This is a genomic window from Actinomycetospora succinea (genome assembly GCF_004363095.1).
GTDB classification, from domain to species: Bacteria; Actinomycetota; Actinomycetes; order Mycobacteriales; family Pseudonocardiaceae; genus Actinomycetospora; species Actinomycetospora succinea.
In genome coordinates this window covers 1-22,173 of the sequence record NZ_SNYO01000008.1, presented here as the reverse complement: position 1 = coordinate 22,173, position 22,173 = coordinate 1, and the positions used below count along the sequence as shown (strand labels likewise).

Sequence of the window (22,173 nt, the reverse complement as noted above, 5' to 3'; positions counted from 1 at the left end):
GGGGACAGAGGAGATCGTGGACGTCCTCCTGTCGGTGCTCGGACTCGTCGGGTTCGTCGCCGTCACCTTCGGCACCGCCATCTTCGTCGCGGCCGAGTTCTCCCTGACCAGCCTCGAGCGCAGCCAGATCGACAACCACGTCGCCGAGGTCGGCGACCGCCGGTCGAAGATCGTGCAGCGCGCGCACCGCAACCTCTCCTTCGAGCTCTCCGGCGCCCAGCTCGGCATCACGATCACCACGCTGATCACCGGTTACCTCTCCGAGCCCGCGATCGCGACGCTGATCTCGCCGCTGCTCGAGGACCTCGGGCTGCCCGCGGGCGCGGCCGGCGGCACGGCGGCGGTGATCGCGCTGATCGTCGCCACCGCGCTCTCGATGACCTTCGGCGAGCTGGTGCCGAAGAACCTCGCGATCGCCCGCCCGATGGGCACCGCGCGGATGGTCGCCGGCATCCAGGCCGGCTTCTCGCGGGTGTTCTCGTTCTTCATCAGCGGGCTCAACGGCTCGGCCAACTGGATCGTCCGGCGCCTCGGCGTCGAGCCCGCGGAGGAGCTGCGCTCGGCGCGCTCGCCGCAGGAGCTCGGCTCGCTGGTGGCCACGAGCGCCCAGCAGGGCACGCTCGACGAGGGCACCGCCGAGGTGATGGCGCGCTCGCTGCGCGTCGGTGAGCGCCGGGCCGACGAGCTGATGACCCCGCGCGTACGGGTCGAGTCGCTCTCCCAGGACGCCACCGTCGACGACCTGCTCGCCGCCACCGTGCGCACCGGGTTCTCCCGGTTCCCCGTGGTCGACCGCGACCTCGACGACATCCGCGGGGTCGTCCACGTCAAGCAGGCGTTCTCGGAGCCACGCGCCAAGCGCCCCACCACCAAGCTGCGCAACCTCATGCGTACCGCCACCACCGTGCCCGACTCCCTCGACGGCGACGAGCTGCTCGACCGCCTGCGCGGCGCCGGGCTGCAGATGGCGCTGGTGGTCGACGAGTACGGCGGCACCGCCGGCATCGTCACCCTGGAGGACCTCGTCGAGGAGATCGTCGGCGACGTCCGCGACGAGCACGACCGCGGCGAGGCCGCCCGCGTGCGCGGCGAGGGCGACGACACCTGGATCGTCTCCGGGATGCTGCGGCCGGACGAGCTCGCCGACGCCGTCGGCTGGTCGTTCCCCGAGAGCGAGGTCTACGAGACGCTCGCCGGCTACATCGTCGCCGAGCTGCAGCGGCTCGCGAACGTCGGCGACGCCGTCACCTGCGACGAGTGGCAGCTGATCGTCACCCGCGTCGACGACCGGCGGATCGCCGAGGTCCGGGTGGTGCGACCACCCCAGGTCCCGGCCGCGGTCACCACCGACGGGACGGAGGCGCCCGCATGAGCGACACCGTCGCGCTGCTGCTGATGCTCGCGCTGCTGCTCGCCAACGCGTTCTTCGTCGGCGCCGAGTTCTCCCTGATCACCGCCCGCCGCGACCGCCTCGAGGCCCTGCAGGCCGAGGGCACGTCCGGCGCGGCGACGGTGCTGCGGGCCTCCGAGCACCTCTCGATGATGCTGGCGGCCGCCCAGCTGGGCATCACGATCTGCTCGCTGGCCCTCGGCTCGCTCGGCGAGCCCGCGGTCGCCCACCAGCTCGAGGGCGTCCTCGAGCCGCTCGGCGTCCCCTCGGTGCTCATCCACCCGATCGCCTTCGTGGTCGCGCTGACGATCGTGACGATCCTGCACATCGTCATCGGCGAGATGGTCCCGAAGAACATCGCCATCGCCGGGCCGGAGCGCACGTCGCTGTGGCTGGTGCCCGCGCTGGTGGCGTTCCTCAAGGTGACGCGCCCGATCATCACGGTGCTGAACTGGTGCGCCAACCACGTCCTGCGGCTCTTCGGGGTCACGCCCGTCGACGAGCGGGAGGCGGCGTACACGCCGCAGGAGATCGCCGAGATGCTCTCGGAGTCGCGGCGCGAGGGGCTGCTCGACGCCTCGCAGACCCGCCGGCTGACCCAGGCGCTGACCTCGGCCGAGCACACGGTCGCGGACGTGACGATCCCCCTGGACCGCGTCACCGTCCTGCCGCCGAACCCGACGGTCGGGGCGGTCGAGGAGGCCGTCGCCCGGACAGGCTTCTCGCGGTTCCCGGTGCAGGCGGGGCAGGCGCCCGACGCCCACCCGCGCCTCGACACCAACCCGTTCGAGGCCGGCACGACGCCGATCTCGCCGGCCGACGACGACTCCGAGCACGCCCCGGTCGTCGCGCTCGACGGGTACCTGCACGTCAAGGACGTGCTCGACCTGGGCAACGGCGACGGCGACGGGCAGTCCGACGACATGGCCGCCGACCGCCCGGTCCCCGTCGAGCGGGTCCGCGCACTGCCCGAGCTGGCGCTCTCGGCGCCGGTCGACGAGGCGCTCGCGGCCCTGCGCCGCGAGGGCAGCCACCTCGCCCGCGCCGTCGACGACCACGGCACGACGGTCGGGCTCGTGGCGCTCGAGGACCTCGTCGAGGAGTACGTGGGCACGGTCCGCGACAGCACGCACGTGACGCGGTCGAGGGCATGAGCACCCCCCAGCTGCGCAACGAGGTGCTCGTCGTCGGCGGCGGGATCAGCGGGGTCGCGTGCGCGCGGGCGCTGGTCGCGGCCGGGGTGCCCGCGCGGGTGCTGGAGCGCTCGCACCGCGTGGGCGGGCGGATGGCGAGCAGGCCGCTGCCCGACGCTCCCGAAGGATCCGCGCACGTCGTCGACCTCGGCGCCGCGTACTTCACCGTGCGCGACGACGAGTTCGCCGCGGTCGTCGACGGCTGGGAGCGCCGCGGGCTCGCCCGCCCGTGGACCGACACCCTGGCCAGCCGCGACGAGGACGGGTCCTGGTCGTCGAAGGCCGGCCCGCAACGCTGGTGCGCGCCGGGCGGGCTGCGCTCGCTGGTCGCCGACCTCGCCGAGGACGTCACCGTGAGCACCGGGCACACGGTCACCGCGGTCGAGCCCGGCCCCGCGGTCGACGGCGCCCCCGCGCTCGCCGTGGCCCTGGCCATGCCCGATTCCCAGGCCGCGCGCCTGCTGCACCCCGCGCTGCGCGCCGCGCCGCTGGTCGCCGACCGGGACTGGAACCCGGTGATCTCGGTCGCGCTCGGCTACGGGCATCGCAGCTGGGAACGGTTCCCCGCGGCGTTCGTCAACGGCCACCCGGACGTGGACCTCCTCGCCGACGACGGCGACCGCCGCGGCGACGGCGCGCCGGTGCTCGTCGCGCACACCACGGCCGAGCGGGCGCGCCGCCACCTCGACGACCCCGACGGCGCGGTCGCGCCCGTGGTCGCCGCGGTCACCGAGCTGCTCGACCTGGACGACGCGCCGGCCTGGACGCACGCCCACCGGTGGTCGTTCGCCAGCCCGGCGCAGCCGCGCGAGGAGGAGTTCGCGCTCACCGACGACCTCGTCGGGCTCTGCGGCGACGCCTGGGGCAGCCCGAAGGTCGAGACGGCCTGGCGCTCCGGCACCCTGCTGGGCCGGGCGATCGCGACACGCGTCGTCTGCTGAGCGGTCGGCCGGGCACCGGTCACCGCGCACCGTGACCGACCCGTGACCGCCGACCGCGCGGTGCGTCCCGCCCGTCGTCACCGAGGCAACCTGACCGATCTCCGACGTCCGGTTCGTCTACTGTCGCTCACGGAACGGTCACGAGAAGGTCACGGCTCCCCCACCGGTGTCCGACTCATCCCCGAGGCGACGACCGACCCCGACGGTGTCGCCAGGCCGTTCCGTGACCGGAAGGCAGCACGTGACACGGCAACGCTCCCCCAGGGGCCGTGACGCGCACGAAGGACAGCGCCGCGAGCCCCGTACCGTCCCGTTCGTCATGCCCGAGGGCGCCGTCCGCGGTGCCTCCCGGCACCGTTCCGCCGGTCGCTCCGCGATCCGGCACGGCGCGGTGGCCGCGGGCCTGACCGGCAGCGCGCTCGCGCTGGTCGGGCCGGCCGTCATCGCCCTGCCCGACCAGGACACCCAGGACGCCTCGGCGACGCTCGAGCTCTCCGCGCAGGGTGCCGCGCTCGCGGACACGTCCAGCTCGACCGGCCCGCGCGCCGCCGTCGCCCCGGTCAGCGGGCCCGGCACGAGTGCCGCCTCGGCCGACCTCATCAAGGCCACCGAGCGCGACCGCGCCGCCGACGCCGCGACCGCGCGCGAGGCGCAGGCCCGCGAGGCCGAGCAGCAGCGCGTCCAGCAGGCCGCCGCCGAGCAGGAGCGCACCGCCTCGGTGACGAACTGCGGCGCCTCGGGCTCCTACGGCGGCGTGGCCGACTCCGTGCAGGAGGTCGGCAACGCCATGGAGTGCGTCTTCCCCGGCCACGACGTCCTCGGCGTCGGCAGCCGCGGCGGGCAGTCCGACCACCCCGGCGGCTACGCGCTCGACTTCATGACCACCAGCGGCGACGCGATCGCCGACTGCATGGTCGAGAACAAGGGCGACCTCGGCGTCGAGTACGTCATCTGGAACCAGCGGATCAACACCGGGTCCGGCTGGAAGAAGATGGAGGACCGCGGCGGCGCCACGGCCAACCACGAGGACCACGTGCACATCTCGTTCGAGCGCGGCGGCTCCCCGGACGTCTCGGCGCTGCGCAGCTGCGGCTGACACTCTCTCCTCGGCACTTCACAGGGACCTGACTCACCTGGTCCACTGAACGGGTGTCGACGGAGACGAGCGGATCAAGCACGGACAGTGACGTCGGACGCCGGGCGCTCCGCAAGGTCGCCTGGCGGTTGATGCCCCTGCTCGGGGTCCTCTACTTCGTCAACTACCTCGACCGCGTCAACATCGGCTTCGCCGGGCCCAACGGCATGAACAAGGAACTGGGCCTGACGGCGACGATGTTCGGGCTCGCCTCGGGCATCTTCTTCATCGGCTACCTGCTGCTCGAGGTGCCCAGCAACCTGGCGCTGCACCGCTTCGGCGCGCGGCGGTGGATCACCCGCATCCTCGTGTCCTGGGGGATCGTCGCGTCGATCATGGCGTTCGCCCCGAACGCCACGGTGCTGATCATCCTGCGGTTCCTGCTCGGCGTGGCCGAGGCCGGCTTCTTCCCCGGGATCATCCTGTATCTGACCTTCTGGTTCCCGGCCGAGTACCGGGCCCGCGCCGTCGGCTGGTTCATGGTCGCGGTGCCGATCTCGACGGCGGTCGGCTCGACGGTCAGCGCGCTGATCATCTCCGCGGGCGACGGCCTGTTCGGCCTGACGGGCTGGCGGGTCATGTTCCTGTTCGAGGGGATCCCGGCGATCCTGCTCGGCATCGTGACCTTCTTCGCGCTCACCGACCGGCCCGAGCAGGCCCGCTGGCTCACCGAGGACGAGCGCTCCTGGCTGCGCCGGCGCCTCGACGCCGAGGCCGCGCAGGTGGAGGCGGCCGACCACTGGCCGCTGCGCCGGGCGCTCACCGCGCCGCGGATCCTCGCGCTCGCCTTCGTCTACTTCGGCGTCACCTACGGGCTCTACGCGCTCGGCTTCTTCCTGCCGACGATCGTCTCGGACTTCGAGCAGCAGTTCGGCACCAAGCTCAGCACGATCGACAAGGGCATGGTCACCTCGATCCCCTACGTCGTCGCGGCGATCGGGATGGTGGTGTGGAGCCGCGCCGCCGACCGGGCCGCGTCCCGCACGGACGGAGGCTTCCTCGCCGGCGAGCGCGGACGGCGCTGGTGGCTCGCGCTGCCGATGATCCTCGGCGGGGTCGCCATCCCGATCGCGCTCTACCTCGAGGACCCGTACTCGGCGATGGCCGCGGTCACGGTCTGCGCGGTGGGCACCTGCGCCGCCCTGCCGACGTTCTGGCCCCTGCCCTCGCAGTTCCTCACCGGCGCGGCCGCCGCCGGTGGCATCGCTCTGATCAACTCGCTGGGCAACATCTCCGGGTTCGCCGCCCCGTACATCACGGGCGGGCTCGCCGACCTCACCGGCAGCCAGCGCGCCGGGCTCTGGGTCGTCGGGATCGTGACGGTCGTGGCCGCCGTCGTCGCGCTGTCGGTCGGTCGCCGGACGAGTCAAGCGCCCGTGAAGGAACCGACGGGTTAGGCTCCCGATCACCCGCTCGAGGGCGAGGGGACACGAACGCAGCAACCTCGAGGGGGAACCTGTGCCCGGACCTGACCGTACGGCCTGGCTGCGCCGCAAACCGGTGACCGCGATGGCCGCCGAGACCGGGGCCGACGCCGGGCGTGAGGGCGGCGACCTCAAGAGGTCGATGGGCCTCGGCCAGCTCGCGGCCATCGGCATCGGGTCCACGGTCGGCACCGGCATCTTCTTCGTGCTCTCGGAGGCCACCCCGGAGGCCGGGCCCGCGGTGGTCCTGTCCTTCGTCATCGCGGCGATCACCGCGGGTCTCACCGCGCTCTGCTACGCCGAGCTGGCCTCGGCGGTGCCGGTGTCGGGCTCGTCGTACTCCTACGCCTACGCCACCCTCGGCGAGGCGGCGGCGATGGCCGTGGCCGCCTGCCTGATCCTCGAGTACCTCGTGTCGTCGGCCGCGGTGGCGGTGGGCTGGTCGGAGTACCTCAACGCCCTGCTCGAGGCCACGATCGGCATCCGGTTCCCCGACGCGCTGTCCGGCGCGCCGGGCGCGGGCGGCGTGTTCAACCTGCCGGCCGTGATCCTCGTGGTGCTCTGCACGCTGCTGCTCATCCGCGGCGTCAGCGAGTCCGCCCGGGTCAACGCCGTCATGGTCATCATCAAGCTCGGCGTGCTGCTGCTGTTCGTGGGCATCGCGTTCACGGCGTTCAACGTCGACAACTTCGCGGAGTTCACCCCGCTCGGCTTCGGCGGCGTAGGCGCGGCGGCGGGGACGGTGTTCTTCTCGTTCATCGGCCTCGACGCGGTGTCGACGGCCGGCGAGGAGGTCCGCGACCCGCGACGCACGCTCCCCCGGGCCCTCATGCTCGCGCTGGTCACCGTCACCGCGATCTACCTGCTCGTCGCCGTGTCGGCGGTCGGCGCCCAGCCCTGGAACGAGTTCGAGGGCCAGGAGGCCGGGCTCGCCGCGATCATGGGCGAGGTCACCGGGTCCGCGTGGCCGGGCATCGTCGTCGCCGCCGGCGCCGTCATCTCGATCTTCAGCGTCACGCTGGTGACGATGTACGCGCAGTCGCGCATCCTGTTCTCGATGAGCCGCGACGGGATGCTCCCGCCCCTGCTCTCGCGGGTGAACCCCCGCACGCTGACCCCGGTCCCGACCACGGTCATCGTCGGCGTCGCCGTCGCGATCCTCGCGGGCCTGATCCCGCTCGACGTGCTCGCCGACCTGGTCAGCGTGGGCACGCTGGTGGCGTTCTCGGTGGTCTCGATCGGCGTCATGGTGCTGCGCCGCACCGCGCCCGACCTGCCGCGCGGGTTCAGGGTGCCGGGCTACCCGGTGACGCCGATCCTCTCGATCGCCGCCTGCGTCTACCTCATCTCCGGGCTGCAGTGGATCACGCTGATCGTGTTCGTGCTCTGGCTGGGCGTCGCGCTCGTGTTCTGGGCGTTCTACGGCGCGCGCCACTCGCGTCTGCGCGCGTCGGCGCAGGAGACATCCGAGGAGGAGTCGTCGTGACCGTGCTGGTCGGCCGCGTGCCCGGGAGCGACACCGGCGCCGGGGCCCTCGTGCTCGGTGCCCGCCTGGCCCGCGCGCTCGGGGGCCCGGTCGTCGTGTGCACGGTGACCTCGCCCGGCGAGGACGCCGCGCCGGACCCCGCGCCGGTCGTGGACGGCATCGACGGCGTCGACGTCGAGACGACGGTCGTCGAGGACCGCTCGATCCCCGGCGGCCTCGCCCGCGCGGCCCACGCGCACCAGGCGGGCGTGATCGTGCTCGGCGACGCGCCGCCCGGCCCGGGCTCGGTCGGCGCGCGCCTCGCCCGCTCGGCGGACGTCCCGGTGGCGCTGGTCGGTGACGACGCCGTCCACGACGGCCCGGTCACGCGCGTGACGTGCGCGTGGGGCGGCGGCCGCCACGCCTCCCGGGTGCTCGCCACGGCCGTCGACCTCTCCCGCCGCACCGGGGCGTCGCTGCGCGTCGCCTCGTTCGGCCCCCAGCGCGGGCCGACCGTGCCGCCGGAGGCGGGCCTGCACGCCGAGGAGGTCGTCGTCGAGCAGTGGCGCGAGCAGATGGTCGCCGCCCAGCGCGCGGCGCTCACCGAGCTCGGGGTCACCGACGCCGAGACCCTCGCGGTCGCCGGGGCGAGCGTCGAGGAGGCGGTGGAGAGCATCGGCTGGGACGACGGCGAGATCCTCGTCGTCGGCGCCAACGCGGCCGGCACCGCCACGCGTGTGCTGCTCGGCGACCCGGGCGGCGCGATCGTCCGCGGGGCCCCGGTGCCCGTCGTGCTCACGCCCGGGACGACGACGCTGGCCTAGGCGCTCGCCCGCCGCTCCCGCGGCGTCATGCCGAAGGCGTCCTTGAACCGGCGGCTGAAGTGCGCGGCGTCGCGGAAGCCCCATTCGTGCGCCACGGTCGCGATCGCCTTGTGCCGGGCGCCGGGCCGGCCGAGCTCGTCGTGGGCGGCCTCGAGGCGCCGCCCGATGATCGTCTGCTCGAGGCTGCTGCCCGCCCGGGCGAAGAGCTCGTAGAGCTGGCGGCGGGAGATGTTGTGGACCGCGGCGATCTCGTCGGGGCCGAGGTCGGGGTCACGCAGCCGCTGCCGGAGGTACTCGTGGATCTGCGCGAGCAGCGTCTCGTGGTGGAGTGGCCGGGCGACCCGGTCGCCCTGCGTCGAGGCGATCAGCGCGCGGACGAGGTCGATGCTCGCCGCCCCGACGGCCGCCGCCTGCTCGCCGGCCTCGAGGCGGTCGGCCGCGGCGAAGAGGTCGACGACGTGGCGGCTGACGAGCCCCGCGAGCGGGCTCGCGTCGAGGCGGGGCGCCGCGTCCCGGATGACCTCCGTCGGGAGGCCGAGCGCGTCCAGCGGCACCTGGAGCGCCCGCGACGCCCCCGACGTCGCCCACGAGAACGCGAACGGCGCCGTGAGGTCGACCAGCATCAGCCGGCCCGGGGCGACCGTCTGCTGGTGGCCGAACTGCTCGTGCCTGGCGGTGCTGCGCTCCTGGACCGCGAGCGCGACGATCGGCGCCTCGTCGCGGCGGGCGCGGCGACGGTCGCGGGACATCGCCATCCCCGACGACTCGCTGCGGAACAGCGGGAGGCGGCCGAGCTGCCAGAGGTCCATGCGCGCGTGGAGGTCGGGGTGCGGCGCGAGCGTGACGGTGGCGGCGCTCGTCTCGGCCATCAGCGTCGTGACGAGCTCGGCGCGCTCGGCCGCCGGGGCGTCCCGGGAGTCGAGCACCAGCATGGTGACTCAGCGTAGAGACGAGCCGCGCCGATACCAAGGCTCCGAGCGCATCCTGGGGCAAGAACCGCGCACCGTCGGGCAACTCCGACATCGACGGTCTACCTACGGTGATCACACTCTAGGCCGATCGAGGAGTCCGACCGATGACCCACGCTGCCCGCACCCCCGACACCATCGTCCTGGTCCACGGCTTCTGGGTGACCCCGCGCTCCTGGGAGCAGTGGGTCGCCCACTACGAGGCGAAGGGCTACCGGGTGATCGCCCCGGCCTACCCGGGCTTCGAGGCCGAGGTCGAGTCGCTCAACGCCGACCCCTCCCCCGTCGAGGCCCTCACGATCCCCGCGATCGTCGAGCACCTCGAGGAGATCCTGCGCGGGCTGTCCTCCCCGCCGATCATCATCGGGCACTCGGCGGGCGGCGCGTTCACCCAGATCCTGCTGGACCACGGCTTCGGCGCCGCCGGCGTCGCGCTGAACTCGGCGCCGACCGAGGGCGTGCCGGTGATCCCGCTGTCGCAGGTCAAGGCCACGTTCCCGGTGCTGAAGAACCCGGCGAACCGCCACCGGGCGATCCGCTACGACTTCGAGCACTGGAACTACGCGTTCACCAACACCTTCCCCGAGGAGCAGGCCCGCGCCCTCTACGAGCGCTACGCCGTGCCGGTGTCGGGCGGCATCCTGTTCGAGAGCGCGCTGGCGAACCTGACGCCGGGCCACCAGGGCACCTGGGTGAACTACGGGAACGAGGACCGGGCGCCGCTGCTCTTCGTCGGCGGGAGCTGCGACAACATCATGCCGCCGAAGGTGCAGTGGTCGAACGCGGCGCACTACCGGGCCGAGAAGACGATCACCGAGGTCGTCGAGTTCGGCAGCAAGCCGCACCTCCTGCCGGCCGCGCCGGGCTGGGAGGAGATCGCCGACTACGTCCTGGCCTGGGCCGTGCGCCACGCGACGACCCCGCCGCCGGTCGTGCCCGCCCCGGACGCGCCCACGGAGGCGATCACGGTCTGAGCGGTCGGGACGCCAACTCCGGATGACAGACGCGTGGCGTCAACCTAGATTGACACGCATGGCTGATGCGACGGCGGTGGCGGCGGCGGCGTCCTCGCGCGACCCGGCGACCGGGCTCGCGGCGGTGGCGTCGCTGCGCACGCTCCTCGAGTCCCTGGAGGAGCTGCAGGTGCGCAACGCGCGCGACCAGGGCTGGTCGTGGCAGGCGATCGCCGAGGGCCTGTCGGTCAGCAGGCAGGCGGTGCACAAGAAGTACCGCCGCGACATCGCGTGACGGGAGGTCGACGTGTTCGAACGATTCACCGAGCCGGCGCGGCGGGTGGTGGTGCTCGCCCAGGAGGACGCCCGCGAGCGCGCCGCCGACCGCATCGGTAGCGAGCACCTGCTGCTCGGCCTGTGCCGGGCGACCGACACCCGCGCGGCCGCGCTGCTCGCCGCCCGGGGCGTCACGCGGGCCGTGGTCGAGGCCGAGCTCGGCGCCCCCGGGCCCGACCTCCCCGACCGCGCGGCGCTGGCGAGCGTCGGGATCGACCTCGACGAGGTCCGCGAGCGCGTCGAGGACGCCTTCGGCCCGGGCGCGTTGGAGAGCACGCGGGCCGGGCGGGGCCGCGGGCGGCGCTGGGGTCACATCCCCTTCGACCGCGGCGCCAAGAAGGTCCTCGAGCTCGCGCTGCGCGAGGCGATCCGGCGCGGCGACCGCTCGATCGGCAGCGAGCACGTCCTGCTCGGGATGCTGCACACCGAGACGGGGCGCGCGATGCCCCTGCTCGCCGCGCGGGGCGTCACGCTGGCGCGGATCTGCGCGGCGCTGGACGAACCGGGCGCCGCGAGCGGCTGACGGCGTCAGTACGTCGCGCTGTTGGCGTAGAAGATCAGGATGCCGAGGATCAGCAGACCACCGAGGACGAACGCGAGGTCGCTCTTCCCCCGGTAGTTCTTGCGGTTGTTCATGATGCCGCGCGCGTCGACGGCTGCGCGGAAGTACTCGGCCCAGCGCCGGCCCACGACGAACCCGAGCGTGATACCGACGACGATGCCTGCAGCCATGAGCACGCCCACGTGGACCCCCTGATCTCGTGGGCCACAGTGTCACCTCTGGCCCCACGATCGGGTGAGACCGACACGCCGAGTGGCCTCCGGCCACGTGAGTGCTTCGGGTTGTCTGGACGACCCAGAACACTCACGTGGCGCGGAGCGCCCTCACGACTCGGCGAGCTCCTCCAGCGGCGGGCAGGAGCACACGAGGTGGCGGTCGCCGTGGGCGGCGTCGATGCGGCGCACCGGCGGCCAGATCTTCGTCGGGCGCCCGCCGGCCGGGAAGGCGGCCTCCTCGCGGCTGTAGGCGTGGTCCCACGACCCGCCGAGCACCGACCGGGCCGTGAACGGGGCGTGGACCAGCGGGTTGTCGTCCGCCGGCCACTCCCCCGACTCGACCCGGGCCACCTCGCCGTGGATGGCGATCATGGCGTCGCAGAAGCGGTCGATCTCGTCGAGGTCCTCGGACTCCGTGGGCTCGACCATGAGCGTGCCCGCCACCGGGAACGACATCGTCGGCGCGTGGAAGCCGTAGTCGGCGAGGCGCTTGGCGACGTCGTCGACGGTGATGCCCGAGCTCTTCGTCAGCGGGCGCAGGTCGAGGATGCACTCGTGGGCGACGAAGTCGTCCGGCCCGGTGTAGAGCGTCGGGAAGTGGTCGGCGAGCCGCGTCGCCACGTAGTTGGCGGCCGCGACGGCGGTGAGCGTGGCGCGCCGCAGCCCGTCGACGCCCATCAGGCGCACGTACGCCCAGGAGATCGGCAGGATCGACGCCGAGCCCCACGGCGCGCCGGCGACCGGGCCGACGCCGGTGTCCGGGCCCGCCGACGGCTGGGCCGGGTGGTTCGGCAGGAACGGGGCGAGGTGCTCGGCCACGCCCACCGGACCGACGCCCGGGCCGCCGCCGCCGTGCGGGATGCAGAAGGTCTTGTGCAGGTTCAGGTGGCTGACGTCGGCGCCGAAGCGGCCCGGCCGGGCGAGCCCGACCAGCGCGTTGAGGTTGGCGCCGTCGACGTAGACCTGCCCGCCGGCGTCGTGCACCGCCGCGCAGACCTTGCGCACGTGCGGCTCGTACACCCCGTGCGTCGAGGGGTAGGTGATCATGATGGCGGCGAGCGCGTCACCGGCCTCGGCGATCACCTCGTCCAGGTGCTCGCGGTCGACGTCGCCGCGGTCGGTCGTCCGGACGACCTTCACCCGCATCCCCGCCGAGATCGCCGACGCGGCGTTGGTGCCGTGCGCCGACGACGGGATGACGCAGACGTCGCGCTGCAGGTCGCCGCGGCTGCGGTGGTACGCGCGGATGGCGAGCAGTCCGGCGAGCTCGCCCTGCGAGCCGGCGTTGGGCTGCAGCGAGACCGCGTGGTAGCCGGTGAGGTGGACCAGCCAGTCCTCGAGGTCGTGGATCACCGTCAGCATCCCGGGGGCGTCGGACTCCGGCGCGAACGGGTGCAGCCCGGCGAACCCGGGGTAGGTGATCGGCTCCATCTCCGCGGTGGCGTTGAGCTTCATCGTGCAGGAGCCCAGCGGGATCATGCTGCGGTCCAGCGCGACGTCCTTGTCGGAGAGCTCGCGCAGGTAGCGCAGGAGCGCGGTCTCGCTGCGGTGGCGGTGGAAGACCGGGTGCGTGAGGTAGCTCGACGTGCGCGTGAGCGCCGCGGGGAGCGCGTCGTCGGTGGCGGCGTCGAGGTCCTCGATGTCCATCTCGCCGGCGCCGAGCGCGCGCCACAGGGCCCGCAGGTGCTCGCGGGTCGTCTGCTCGGAACAGGAGACGCCGACGTGGTCGGCGTCGACCTCGCGCACGAGGATGCCCTCGCCGCGACACGCCGCGACCGCCCCGGCGGCGCCGCCGGGCACGCGCAGGAGCACGGTGTCGAAGAACTCGCGGTGCACGACCTCGACACCGCCCTTGACCATGCCAGCGGTCAGGACCGCGGCCATGCGGTGGGTGCGCCGGGCGATCGTGCGCAGGCCCGAGGCGCCGTGGTGCACGCCGTACATCGAGGCGATCACCGCGAGGAGCACCTGGGCGGTGCAGATGTTGCTGGTGGCCTTGTCGCGGCGGATGTGCTGCTCGCGGGTCTGCAGGGCCAGGCGGTGGGCGGGGTCGCCGTCGGCGTCGACCGACGTGCCGACGAGCCGGCCCGGCAGCTGGCGCGCCAGCCCCTGGCGCACGGCGAGGAACCCGGCGTGCGGGCCGCCGAAGCCAAGCGGGACACCGAAGCGCTGCGTGGAGCCGACCGCCACGTCCGCGCCGATCTCCCCGGGCGGGGTGACCATGGCCGCGGCCAGGAGGTCGCACGCCACGACGACGGCGGCGCCGCGCTCGTGGGCGGCCTCGACGACGGCGCGGTGGTCGCGCAGCGCGCCCGACGCGCCGGGCGCGGCGAGGAGCAGGCCGAAGAAGTCGTCATGGGGGAGGTCGGTGGTCACGTCGACGACCCGGATCTCGATGCCGAGCGCCTCGGCGCGCGTGTGGAGCACCGCGATCGTCTGGGGCAGGGTGTCGGCGTCGACGAGGAAACGCGAGCTCTTGGTCTTGTCGGCCCGGCGCAGGAGGAGCATCGCCTCGGCGGCGGCGGTCGACTCGTCGAGCATGGACGCGCCGGCCACGTCGAGGCCGGTGAGGTCGCAGACCATCGTCTGGAAGTTCAGCAGCGCCTCGAGCCGGCCCTGGGAGATCTCCGGCTGGTAGGGCGTGTACGCGGTGTACCAGGCCGGGTCCTCGAGGACGTTGCGGCGGATCACCGGCGGGGTGATGGTGCCGTGGTACCCGAGGCCGAGCATGGGCTCGAGGACGGTGTTCCGCGCGGCGAGCCCGCGCAGTTCCTCGAGGACCTGCGCCTCGGTGGCCGGCGGGGGCGGCGCCGCGCCCGTCGGGTCGTCGGACCAGTCGGCGGGATCGGTGCGGATCGACGTGGGCATCGCCCGGTCGGCGAGCTCCTCGAGCGAGCCGACACCCACCGTCTCGAGCATGCGGGCGAGACCGCGCGCGTCGGGGCCGATGTGGCGGTCGGCGAAGGGGACACCGTGCTCGAGCGCGGCGAGCGGGGCGCTCTCCCAGGACGAGGAGGATGCGGGACCGTGCGATGCGTTCATGACGCCTCCGGAGCAGGGCGAACAGGGGCCTCGCGCTCACGGACGTCACCGTCCGGAAACGCGGCCTCCCCCTCTGCCGCTGCCCGCTACGGTGCGGGCGCCTGAGAGCTTCGCCGGTGAGGTGGGCTCACCTTCGGCTTGCACCATCGGCGGGTGGACGAGCCCTCGCGGGACCGTTCACCTCTTTCCAGAGGTCGTCTCCTCCGCGCGGTCAGGGTGCCTGAGAGGTTCCGGGGAGGAGTTGCTCCTTCGGCGCCTGCACCCAGAGGCTTCTGTCTGCAGGTCTCTCCCGCGCGGCGTCCAAGTACGACGCAGGGAGGGTACCGCAGTCGACGCCGCGAGCCCACGACCTGCGTGGCCCGCGTCACCCGCTCGGCGCTCGCCGGAACGATCTCTCGGGAGTGCTCTCAGAGCTGTCCGACCGCACGACCCTCACGACACTCTCGAGAGATCATCATCGAGAGCAAGAATCGGGCCCGTCCGGCTCGCCCCAGGCGCGAGGGGCACGTAGCGCATGATCGACAGGCCGGAACGCCTGCCGAACGTGCTCCTCGACGCCGGCGTCCACGATGGCGCCTCTCACCCGGCGGAGCGGGCTCCACGGTTGCGGCGCGACGCCAGCTCGTCCTCCGGCGCGTGCTCCACGGCGGCGGCGTCGGCGCGCTCGGCCGGGAACCGCGAGATGCTGCCGGAGATCTCGCGCATGGCGCCGCCGACGGCGATGCCGAACACGCCCTGGCCGCCCTGCAGCAAATCGACGACCTCTTCCGGCGACGTGCACTCGTAGACGGTGACGCCGTCGGAGAAGAGGGTGATGCGCGCGAGGTCGCGCACGCCGTGGCGGCGCAGCTGCTCGACGGCGACGCGGATGTTGTTCAGCGAGACGCCGGTGTCGAGGAGGTTCTTGACCACCTTGAGCACCGCGAGGTCCTTGAACGAGTACAGGCGCTGCGAGCCCGACCCGGTGGCCGTGCGGATGCTCGGCACCACGAGCTTCGTGCGCGCCCAGTAGTCGAGCTGGCGGTAGGTGATGCCGACGATCTGGCAGGCGGCGGGGCCGCGGTAGCCGAGGATCTCGCCGTTGCCCGGCACGCCGTCGTCGCCGAACAGCTCGTCCGCGAAGAGCAGACCCTGCTCACCCTCCGGACCGAGGGGCTCGAGCTCGGGGCCGGCGGGACCGCCGTCCTGACCACCGCTCACCGATGTGCCTCCCTCGTCCCGTGGTGACGCCGACGGTACGAGCGGCGGAGACGGGGGTCAACGCGACGCGCGGCGACTCTCGACCTCGAGTTGAGGGTGAGAATAACGGGGCTCGCGGAACTACGTATCGGCGCCCCGGAAGTCCTCCGGGGACACCGAGTCGAGGAACTCGCGGAACTTCTCGACCTCGTCCTCCTGCTCGTCGGGGATGACGAGCCCGGCCTCGGAGAGGACGCCCTCCTCGGCGTGGATCGGCACGCCGACGCGCAGGGCGAGGGCCACGGAGTCGCTCGGGCGGGCGGACACGCGGATGTCGCCGTCGAAGACGAGCTCCGCGTAGAAGGTGCCCTCCTGCAGGTCGATGATCCGCACCTGCTCGAGGCGCCGGTCGAGCGCGCCGAGGACGTCCTTGAGGAGGTCGTGGGTGAGCGGCCGGGCCGGCTTGACGCCCTGCTGCTCGAGAGCGATGGCGGTGGCCTCGACCGAGCCGATCCAGATGGGCAGGTACCGGTCGCCCTCGGCCTCGCGCAGCAGGAGGATCGGCTGGTTCGCGGGGAGCTCGACCCGAACCCCCACGACACGCATCTCACTCATGCGACTCGCCCTCCTCGATCGAATCGAGCTCCGCGCTCCGTCACCCCGTCCACCGGTCGACGAAGCGTGACGCTACACGCTCTCCGACCCCCGCGCGCGCGTCCGAACCTGCGCCGAGGATCGCGTCGCTGAGCGGATCAGAGCCCCGCCGAGGACCACGTCACAGGCGTGTGACGTGGGCTCTCAGCGCCGCAGACCGTGGCGCAGACCCGCCCCGACCAGCAGGGCGTGCAGGCGCCCGGACAGGGCCGCGAGCTCGGACGACAGCTCCTCGGCGCGCCGCGTGGCCTCGGGTCCGCGGCTGCGGGCGACGGGCGTCACGAGCTGGGTCAGCAGGCCCACCTCGCGGTCCGCGCTGGCCCGCGCGGAGCGCAGCAGGCGCGGCTCCACGCCGAGCCGGGCGAGCGCCCCGGCGGTCCGGGCGACGAGGACGTCCTCGGGCTCGTAGCGCCCGTCGGGGTCGGCGCGCAGGATGCCGTGGTGCTCGAGGCCGTCGAGCAGCGCGGCGTCGACGCCGTCCTCGGCGAGCAGCACGTCGCGGCCCACCGAGTCGCCCTTGGTGACGGCGAGCCCGTCCGGGTCCTCGTCGGGCTCGGCGCGGTAGGCCACGGAGGCGAGGCTGCGCACCCGCGCGGACGCCCCGGTGCTCGTGAGGACGGGACCGGAGCCGTTCGGGCCACCCGGCCCGCCCGGACCGCCGGGACCGCCCGGACCGCCGGTCTCCACCGACGGCGCGCCCGCGAGCGCCACCTCGCCGCCGGTGACCGTGTCACCGGGCAGCGAGGGTCCGCCGGCCACCGGGTTGCGGTCGAACTCCTCGAGCCGCGAGCGGATGACCTTGAGCGGGAGGTAGTGGTCCCGCTGCGCCGAGAGCACGAAGCGCAGCCGGACGACGTCGTCGTGCGAGAACTGCCGGTACCCCGCCGGCGTGCGCGCTGGGCTGATCAGTCCCTCGGACTCGAGGAAACGGATCTTGGAGATCGTGATCTCCGGGAACTCGGCCCGCAGCGCGTCCAGGACCGATCCGATCGAGAGGGGGGCTCCCCCCGGTTCGGGCAGCCCGGCGGCGGTCACTCCAGCCCCGCCCCCGCCCCGGCCGACCCGCCGTCGCGGGGGCCGGTGAGGAAGACAAGCCGGAACTTGCCGATCTGCACCTCGTCGCCGTTGGCGAGCACGGCGGTGTCGACGGGCTCGCGGTTGACGTAGGTGCCGTTGAGGCTGCCGACGTCGACGACGACGAACTCCGCGCCGTCACGGCGGAACTCCGCGTGACGGCGGGAGACGGTGACGTCGTCGAGGAAGATGTCGCTGTCGGGGTGGCGCCCGGCGCTCGTGGTGTCGCGATCGAGCAGGAAGCGCGAGCCCGCGTTGGGGCCGCGCTTGACCACCAGCAGCGCGGAACCGGCCGGCAGGGAGTCGACGCCGGACACCGGGCCGCTGCGCGACTCGGCCTCGGGCTCGGCCAGGAAGTCGGCCCGGAAGACCGACGTCGTCTCGCCCTGACGCTCGGGGGGGACCGGGGGACCGCCTGTGCTCACCGTGCTCCTCCGTCGTGTCGTGCTCGTCCAGGTCGTCCCGCCCGTCCCGCGGGCCCTGCTCGACACCCTCTCCGGAGGGCGGCGGTGCGGGCTCGGTGACGGATCGTCGCGAGGTGGCCGTCACGGTACCGGTCCCTGTCACGGGGTCGAGTCCCTCCCCACCCACCGTGAGCGCACATCCGCGTGCCGTGGCGGAGCGTAGGGACGCGTCCCCTCGTCAGGGGCCCGTGACGACCCGCGCCGGGGCGTCAGGAACCGTCGATGACGGCCTGGTAGCCCTCCGCGTCGAGCAGCTCGTCGACCGCCCGCCCGTCGGGGATGCGCAGCTCCATCATCCAGCCGGAACCGTACGGGTCGGAGTTGATGAGCTCCGGGGTCTCGGACAGCGCGTCGTTGACCGCGGTGACCTCGCCGTCGAGCGGGGCGTAGATCTCCGAGACCGACTTCGTCGACTCGACCTCGGCCACGGACTCCCCGGAGGAGACCGACGAACCGACGGTCGGCAGCTGGACGAACACCACGTCGCCCAGCTGGTCCTGGGCGTAGTCCGTGATGCCGATCCGGACGACCGAGGAGTCACCCTCGGACGCAGTGATCCACTCGTGCTCGGCGGTGTAGCGCAGGCCCTCGGGGACCACCGGCGACTCCTCACGTTCGTTACTGCTCGGTCGGGTTCGGGCCGCGGCAGGCTAGAGCGCCCGGCACCCGGGGGCCAACCGCACCGGGGCGCGCGTCACGCCCGCTCGGGGAGCTGTGCGGGCTCGGTGCGCACCAGCTGGACGAGGTAGAGCGTCCCGGACCACAGGTGCAGGGCGATCCCCCACGTCGTGAACGCGTAGGCGAACGGTCGGGCGATGTCCGCGCCCCGCCAGTCCATCTGGGCCAGCAGGAGCAGCGGGAACGCGTAGAGCAGGTTCAGCGTCGCGGCCTTGCCGATGTAGAGCACCGGGAACGCGAGGTAGCCCTTGCGTCGCAGCAGGGGCAGCGCCAGCGAGACCACCAGGTCGCGGCCGATGATCAGCGCGAGCACCCACCACGGGACGATCCCCCGGATGAGGAACGCCACCAGCGTCGCGACGGTGTAGAGCCGGTCGGCGAGCGGGTCGAGCATCTCGCCGAGCCGGCTGTACTGGTCGAGCGCGCGGGCGATGCGGCCGTCGAGCCAGTCGGTGATGCCGCTGGCCACCAGGACGACCAGCGCCCACCCGTCGGCGCGCGGCCCCAGCAGCAGCCAGAGGAACAGCGGCACGCCGGCGAGGCGCACCACGCTCAGCGCGTTGGGGACGGTGAGCCAGCGCTCGTGGGCGAGCTCCCGGAGGGTCACGGGCGGCAGTATCGCAACGACCCGCTCAGCGGGCCGTCCAGCCGAGGTCCATCGTCACGGGCGAGCCGGTGAACGCCCCACCGGCCGGGGTCTGCAGGAACGCGACGACGTCGGCGACCTCGGAGGGCTCGATGAGCCGCTTGAGGGCGTGCGGTGTGAGGATCACCTCCTCGAGGACCCGGTCCTCGCTGATGCCGTGGGCCTTCGCCTGGTCGGCGATCTGCTTCTCGACGAGCGGGGTGCGCACGTACCCGGGGCAGACCGCGGTGGCGGTGATCCCGTCGGCGGCGCCCTCGAGCGCGAGGGTCTTCACGAGCCCGAGCACGCCGTGCTTCGCCGAGACGTAACCCGCCTTGAACGGCGAGGCCGCCAGCGCGTGCGCCGACGCGATCGCGACGAACCGCCCGCCGTCGGGGGCCGCGCGCAGGGCCTCCCACGCGTACTTCGCGAGCAGGAACGGGCTGGTCAGGAGGATGGCGAGCAGGGCGTCCCAGCGGTCCTCGTCGAAGTCGGCGACCGGGGAGACGTGCTGGAACCCGGCGTTGGGGACGACGAGGTCCAGGCGCCCGAAGTGCTTGAGGGCGGCGTCGACGGCCGTGCGGTTGCCCTCGCGCGTCGTGAGGTCGGCGCCGAGCGACGGGCCCGGGAGCGTCTCGTCCGCTTTGAGGTCCACGCCGAGGACCGACCACCCGTCACCGTGGAGCCGGTCGACGATCGCCCGGCCGATCCCGCTCGTCGATCCGGTCACCAGTGCTGCCCGCTGCTCGCTCATGCCCCCGACCGTAGGCTCCCGCGCCGTGATCAGCCCTGCCCTCGGGCTCCCCGCCACACCCGCTCCTCTCGTGCCCGAGGTGCGGCGGCTCGCGGTCCTGCGCGCGAACGGGCTCGGCGACTACGTGGTCGCCGAGCCGGCGCTCGCCGCGCTGCGCCACGCCTACCCGGACGCCGAGGTGACCCTGCTCGGCGCCGGCCACCACGCCGCGCTCCTCGACGGCCGCCGCTCCCCCGTCGACCGGGTCGTCACCGTGCCCCTCATGCCCGGCATCCGCGTCGGTCCCGACCCCGACGCGAGCGAGGACGAGGTCGAGGCCTGGTGCGCCGAGCAGCGTGCCCACGGCTACGACCTCGCGGTCCAGATGCACGGCGGCGGGCGGAACTCCAACGCGCTCCTGCTCCGCCTCGGCGCCCGCGTCACGGTCGGCAGCGCCACCCCGGACGCGCCGCGGCCCGACCGCTGGGTGCCCTACTGGCCCTACCAGCACGACACGATCCGCTGGCTCGAGGTCGCCGCGGCCGCCGGGGGCACGCCGCGGCGGGTGGAGCCGCGCGTGGAGGTACGCGACGAGGACCTCGTCGCCTCGCACGCCGTCGTGCCGTCCGGGGACGCGCCGCTGCTCGTCGTGCACCCCGGCGCCACCGACGCCCGCCGCTGCTACCCCGAGGAGCGTCTGGGGGCCGTCGCGCAGGACCTGGCCGACCGGGGCGCCCGCGTCGTCGTGGTCGGCGGTCCCGGGGACGCCGCGCGGGTGGAGCGGGTGGTCGCGGGGATGCGGGAGGAGCCCGAGACCGCGGTGGGCACGCTCGACCTGCCGGCCCTGATCGGGCTGCTGTCGCGGGCCTCGGTGATGCTCGGCAACGACTCGGGCCCGCGGCACCTCGCGGGTGCGGTCGGGACGCCGACGGTCGCGGTGTTCACCTACGCCAACCTCGCCGACGTCGCCCCGCTGACCCGCGTGTGGCACCGCGTCCTGGTGTCCTGGCACGGCGGCTGCCAGAAGTGCGGACTGCGCGTGCTCGAGGGCTGGTGCGGGCACGAGGAGAGCGCCACCCACGACGTCCCCGAGGACGAGGTCCGCGAGGCCGCGCGCGACCTCTGGGACCAGGCCATGGTCGCGCTCACCTGACGCGCAGCGTCGTGCCCTCCTCGGCGGCGACGATCTCGCCGACCACGGGGTGGCCGGGGATCTCGCCGGCCAGCAGCAGGCCGCCGGAGGTCTGGGCGTCGGCGAGCAGCAGGGCCGTGGTCTCGTCGACGTCGAGGCGCGCGTGCGGGCGCACCCAGTCGAGGTTGCGCCGCGAGCCGCCGGGCACGTGGCCGTCGCGGGCGGCCTCGCGCGCGCCGTCGAGGAACGGCACCGCCGCGCTGTCGATCACCGCGGTGACCCCGGACGCGCGGGCCAGCTTGTGGGCGTGCCCGAGCAGCCCGAACCCCGTGATGTCGGTGCCCGCCCGGACCCCGGCGGCGAGCGCGGCGCGCGAGGCGTCGGCGTTCAGCGTCGTCATCACCGTGATCGCCTCCGCGAACGACTCGCCGGTGGCCTTGTGCCGGTTGTTGAGGACGCCGAGCCCGAGCGGCTTGGTCAGCGTCAGCGGCGTCCCCGGGCGCGCGGCGTCGTTGCGGATGAGCGCATCCGGGTCGGCCATCCCGGTGACCGCCATGCCGTACTTGGGCTCCGGGTCGTCGACCGAGTGACCGCCCGCGACGTGGCACCCGGCCTCGTCGGCGACCGCCAGCCCGCCGCGGAGCACCTCGGCCGCCAGCTCGTAGGGCAGCACCTCGCGCGGCCAGCACAGCAGGTTCAGCGCGATCACCGGGCGCCCGCCCATCGCGTAGACGTCCGAGAGCGCGTTGGCGGCGGCGATGCGGCCCCAGTCGTAGGGGTCGTCGACGACCGGGGTGAAGAAGTCCGTGGTGGCGATCAAGGCGATGCCGTCGCGGATACGCACGGCCGCCGCGTCGTCGCCGTCCTCCAGGCCCACGAGCAGCTCGCCCTCGCGCGCCGTGGACGGCGACGGCATCAGCCCGCGCACGACGTCCTCGAGCTCGCCGGGCGGGATCTTGCAGGCGCAGCCGCCGCCGTGGGCGTAACCGGTGAGGCGGATGTCGGGAGCCACGGTCATGACCCCGTTCTACCTCGTCGGGTCGAGCTCCCCCTATCGGCGTGCTCCCCTTTTCTTGCTTCGTCTCCCTAGATGTCGTGACCCGAGACGTTGTGTGCGGCGGCGTGTCGGGTTGATCGAGGAGGGCCTCCGGGGCGGGGTGGGTGTGTCTGAAGCATCCGCCCGCAC

At 73.6% G+C, this 22,173-nt stretch carries 22 protein-coding genes and 1 riboswitch; of the genes, 11 read left to right on the top strand and 11 right to left on the bottom strand.

What is annotated here, in order from left to right:
• The first annotated feature begins 13 nt into the window (after positions 1-13).
• The 7 genes from EV188_RS22945 (at position 14) to EV188_RS22915 (ending at position 8,372) form a co-directional block, all read left to right on the top strand.
• Positions 14-1,372, top strand: a complete 1,359-nt coding sequence (locus EV188_RS22945) for a hemolysin family protein (RefSeq protein WP_208114357.1) — start codon at positions 14-16, stop codon at positions 1,370-1,372.
• Complete coding sequence (locus tag EV188_RS22940) at positions 1,369-2,544, top strand: hemolysin family protein (protein WP_133828649.1); 1,176 nt, start codon at positions 1,369-1,371, stop codon at positions 2,542-2,544. The genes EV188_RS22945 and EV188_RS22940 overlap by 4 nt, the downstream gene beginning before the upstream one ends.
• On the top strand, positions 2,541-3,524 hold the full coding sequence (locus EV188_RS22935) for an NAD(P)/FAD-dependent oxidoreductase (protein ID WP_133828648.1): 984 nt from the start codon (positions 2,541-2,543) through the stop codon (positions 3,522-3,524). Before EV188_RS22940 ends, EV188_RS22935 begins: the two co-directional genes overlap by 4 nt.
• A 319-nt stretch (positions 3,525-3,843) precedes the next feature.
• Positions 3,844-4,620 carry a VldE C-terminal domain-containing protein gene (locus tag EV188_RS22930; protein ID WP_133828647.1) on the top strand — a complete coding sequence of 259 codons (777 nt, stop codon included), beginning with the start codon at positions 3,844-3,846 and terminating at the stop codon, positions 4,618-4,620.
• A gap of 131 nt (positions 4,621-4,751) precedes the next feature.
• Positions 4,752-6,056: an MFS transporter gene (locus EV188_RS22925; RefSeq protein WP_133828646.1), complete on the top strand. Its 1,305-nt coding sequence runs from the start codon at positions 4,752-4,754 to the stop codon at positions 6,054-6,056.
• A 112-nt stretch (positions 6,057-6,168) separates the two neighbouring features.
• Positions 6,169-7,569, top strand: a complete 1,401-nt coding sequence (locus tag EV188_RS22920; protein ID WP_133828835.1) for an APC family permease — start codon at positions 6,169-6,171, stop codon at positions 7,567-7,569.
• The gene (locus EV188_RS22915) at positions 7,566-8,372 is read left to right on the top strand and encodes a universal stress protein (RefSeq protein ID WP_133828645.1); all 807 of its coding nucleotides are present in this window, start codon (positions 7,566-7,568) and stop codon (positions 8,370-8,372) included. Before EV188_RS22920 ends, EV188_RS22915 begins: the two co-directional genes overlap by 4 nt.
• Here EV188_RS22915 and EV188_RS22910 read toward each other — a convergent pair.
• On the bottom strand, positions 8,369-9,304 hold the full coding sequence (locus tag EV188_RS22910; protein ID WP_133828644.1) for a helix-turn-helix domain-containing protein: 936 nt from the start codon (positions 9,302-9,304) through the stop codon (positions 8,369-8,371). The genes EV188_RS22915 and EV188_RS22910 overlap by 4 nt on opposite strands.
• 143 nt (positions 9,305-9,447) lie before the next feature.
• Between EV188_RS22910 and EV188_RS22905 the strand changes: the two genes are divergently transcribed.
• Genes EV188_RS22905 through EV188_RS22895 form a run of 3 tightly spaced genes read left to right on the top strand, consistent with a single transcriptional unit; the run spans position 9,448 to position 11,152 of the window.
• On the top strand, positions 9,448-10,314 hold the full coding sequence (locus tag EV188_RS22905; protein ID WP_133828643.1) for an alpha/beta hydrolase: 867 nt from the start codon (positions 9,448-9,450) through the stop codon (positions 10,312-10,314).
• A 58-nt stretch (positions 10,315-10,372) separates the two neighbouring features.
• Positions 10,373-10,588, top strand: coding sequence for a helix-turn-helix domain-containing protein (locus EV188_RS22900; protein WP_133828642.1), 216 nt, complete (start codon positions 10,373-10,375; stop codon positions 10,586-10,588).
• A 12-nt stretch (positions 10,589-10,600) separates the two neighbouring features.
• Positions 10,601-11,152, top strand: coding sequence for a Clp protease N-terminal domain-containing protein (locus tag EV188_RS22895; protein ID WP_133828641.1), 552 nt, complete (start codon positions 10,601-10,603; stop codon positions 11,150-11,152).
• A gap of 5 nt (positions 11,153-11,157) precedes the next feature.
• Here the strand turns inward: EV188_RS22895 and EV188_RS22890 are convergent, their stop codons facing one another.
• The 9 genes from EV188_RS22890 to EV188_RS22850 form a co-directional block, all read right to left on the bottom strand.
• Positions 11,158-11,361: a hypothetical protein gene (locus EV188_RS22890; RefSeq protein ID WP_133828640.1), complete on the bottom strand. Its 204-nt coding sequence runs from the start codon at positions 11,359-11,361 to the stop codon at positions 11,158-11,160.
• Between the two features lie 153 nt (positions 11,362-11,514).
• A complete protein-coding gene (gcvP, locus tag EV188_RS22885; protein WP_133828639.1) occupies positions 11,515-14,448 on the bottom strand; it encodes an aminomethyl-transferring glycine dehydrogenase in 2,934 nt (977 codons plus the stop codon).
• A gap of 198 nt (positions 14,449-14,646) precedes the next feature.
• Positions 14,647-14,750: riboswitch (glycine riboswitch) on the bottom strand.
• A gap of 277 nt (positions 14,751-15,027) precedes the next feature.
• Entirely contained in the window at positions 15,028-15,576 is a 549-nt protein-coding gene (locus EV188_RS22880; protein WP_243741958.1) for a MerR family transcriptional regulator, read from the bottom strand.
• Positions 15,577-15,768: 192 nt separating this feature from the next.
• On the bottom strand, positions 15,769-16,242 hold the full coding sequence (locus EV188_RS22875; RefSeq protein WP_133828637.1) for a bifunctional nuclease family protein: 474 nt from the start codon (positions 16,240-16,242) through the stop codon (positions 15,769-15,771).
• A 183-nt stretch (positions 16,243-16,425) separates the two neighbouring features.
• Positions 16,426-17,316: a MerR family transcriptional regulator gene (locus EV188_RS22870; RefSeq protein WP_133828636.1), complete on the bottom strand. Its 891-nt coding sequence runs from the start codon at positions 17,314-17,316 to the stop codon at positions 16,426-16,428.
• A complete protein-coding gene (gene garA, locus EV188_RS22865; protein WP_133828635.1) occupies positions 17,313-17,780 on the bottom strand; it encodes a glycogen accumulation regulator GarA in 468 nt (155 codons plus the stop codon). The genes EV188_RS22870 and garA overlap by 4 nt, the downstream gene beginning before the upstream one ends.
• 248 nt (positions 17,781-18,028) lie before the next feature.
• Complete coding sequence (gene gcvH / locus EV188_RS22860) at positions 18,029-18,418, bottom strand: glycine cleavage system protein GcvH (RefSeq protein ID WP_133828634.1); 390 nt, start codon at positions 18,416-18,418, stop codon at positions 18,029-18,031.
• Positions 18,419-18,513: 95 nt separating this feature from the next.
• Positions 18,514-19,104 carry a cardiolipin synthase ClsA gene (gene clsA / locus EV188_RS22855; RefSeq protein WP_133828633.1) on the bottom strand — a complete coding sequence of 197 codons (591 nt, stop codon included), beginning with the start codon at positions 19,102-19,104 and terminating at the stop codon, positions 18,514-18,516.
• A 25-nt stretch (positions 19,105-19,129) separates the two neighbouring features.
• Positions 19,130-19,876, bottom strand: coding sequence for an SDR family oxidoreductase (locus tag EV188_RS22850; protein ID WP_133828632.1), 747 nt, complete (start codon positions 19,874-19,876; stop codon positions 19,130-19,132).
• A 25-nt stretch (positions 19,877-19,901) separates the two neighbouring features.
• Between EV188_RS22850 and EV188_RS22845 the strand changes: the two genes are divergently transcribed.
• Positions 19,902-21,008 carry a glycosyltransferase family 9 protein gene (locus EV188_RS22845; protein WP_133828631.1) on the top strand — a complete coding sequence of 369 codons (1,107 nt, stop codon included), beginning with the start codon at positions 19,902-19,904 and terminating at the stop codon, positions 21,006-21,008.
• Here EV188_RS22845 and selD read toward each other — a convergent pair.
• Positions 21,001-22,005 (bottom strand): selenide, water dikinase SelD, encoded by a 1,005-nt coding sequence (selD, locus tag EV188_RS22840; protein WP_133828630.1) that lies wholly within the window; start codon positions 22,003-22,005, stop codon positions 21,001-21,003. The genes EV188_RS22845 and selD overlap by 8 nt on opposite strands.
• Positions 22,006-22,173: the final 168 nt, after the last annotated feature.

Bases quoted from the DNA above. Each gene is read 5' to 3' on its own strand.
- EV188_RS22940 (WP_133828649.1), top strand. From the start codon at position 1,369: ATGAGCGACACCGTCGCGCTGCTGCTGATGCTCGCGCTGCTGCTCGCC.
- EV188_RS22935 (WP_133828648.1), top strand. From the start codon at position 2,541: ATGAGCACCCCCCAGCTGCGCAACGAGGTGCTCGTCGTCGGCGGCGGG.
- EV188_RS22930 (WP_133828647.1), top strand. From the start codon at position 3,844: ATGCCCGAGGGCGCCGTCCGCGGTGCCTCCCGGCACCGTTCCGCCGGT.
- EV188_RS22925 (WP_133828646.1), top strand. From the start codon at position 4,752: ATGCCCCTGCTCGGGGTCCTCTACTTCGTCAACTACCTCGACCGCGTC.
- EV188_RS22920 (WP_133828835.1), top strand. From the start codon at position 6,169: ATGGCCGCCGAGACCGGGGCCGACGCCGGGCGTGAGGGCGGCGACCTC.
- EV188_RS22910 (WP_133828644.1), bottom strand. From the start codon at position 9,304: ATGCTGGTGCTCGACTCCCGGGACGCCCCGGCGGCCGAGCGCGCCGAG.
- EV188_RS22905 (WP_133828643.1), top strand. From the start codon at position 9,448: ATGACCCACGCTGCCCGCACCCCCGACACCATCGTCCTGGTCCACGGC.
- EV188_RS22900 (WP_133828642.1), top strand. From the start codon at position 10,373: ATGGCTGATGCGACGGCGGTGGCGGCGGCGGCGTCCTCGCGCGACCCG.
- EV188_RS22890 (WP_133828640.1), bottom strand. From the start codon at position 11,361: ATGGCTGCAGGCATCGTCGTCGGTATCACGCTCGGGTTCGTCGTGGGC.
- gcvP (WP_133828639.1), bottom strand. From the start codon at position 14,448: ATGAACGCATCGCACGGTCCCGCATCCTCCTCGTCCTGGGAGAGCGCC.
- EV188_RS22875 (WP_133828637.1), bottom strand. From the start codon at position 16,242: ATGAGTGAGATGCGTGTCGTGGGGGTTCGGGTCGAGCTCCCCGCGAAC.
- EV188_RS22850 (WP_133828632.1), bottom strand. From the start codon at position 19,876: ATGAGCGAGCAGCGGGCAGCACTGGTGACCGGATCGACGAGCGGGATC.
- selD (WP_133828630.1), bottom strand. From the start codon at position 22,005: ATGACCGTGGCTCCCGACATCCGCCTCACCGGTTACGCCCACGGCGGC.